Here is a 602-nt window from a genome sequence, read left to right as displayed (position 1 = left end):
TCGCGCCACCCTTGCCACCAACATGTCATGATTCACCTGGTCGAAGAACTTTTCCAGATCTAGATCTACGACCCATCGGAGTCCACTTTGGATATATCTCTGCGCTTGTTTGACCGCGTCATGTGCACTTTTTCCCGGGCGAAAGCCGTAGCTATACCAGGAAAATTGCGCGTCAAAGATCGGGTTCATCACTTGTAAAAGTGCCTGCTGGAGAAATCGGTCCATGACGGTCGGGATGCCTAAAAGCCGTACACCGCCTCCGGGTTTGGGAATTTCCACCCGTTTGACTGGCGCAGGTCTGTAAGTGCCCGTCAGAAGTTCAGTTTTCACTCTTGCCCAGTGCGTATTCAGGTAAACTTGTAGATTCGCTACCGTTACACCGTCCACACCGGGCGCTCCTCCGTTTTGCACCACTCGTTTATAAGCGAGCCTAAGGTTATCTCCTTCGAGCATTCGCTCCAGCAAGTTGTTCTGGTCTTCGCGAGAGGAAGGGGCGACTTGTGCCGACGAAGAACTCGGCGCTCCGGCATACCCTAGCGGCTTCACCGCTTCTCTTTGCCGCAAGCTCTCTTGCGAGATATTCTGCTGTCGTTGCTCCTCAT

Annotated in this window: 1 protein-coding gene; it reads right to left on the bottom strand. The window is 53.2% G+C overall.

Translation table 11 applies throughout. The features are described 5' to 3' along the window. On the bottom strand, positions 1 to 602 hold a 602-nt coding region (locus HPT30_RS00780; protein ID WP_246316848.1), incomplete at both ends, for a reverse transcriptase domain-containing protein.

This window comes from Paenibacillus agri (assembly GCF_013359945.1).
Classification (GTDB): domain Bacteria; phylum Bacillota; class Bacilli; order Paenibacillales; family Paenibacillaceae; genus Paenibacillus_AQ; species Paenibacillus_AQ agri.
Note: the sequence above shows the minus strand (reverse complement) of the source record. Positions and strands in the feature narration are given on the sequence as shown.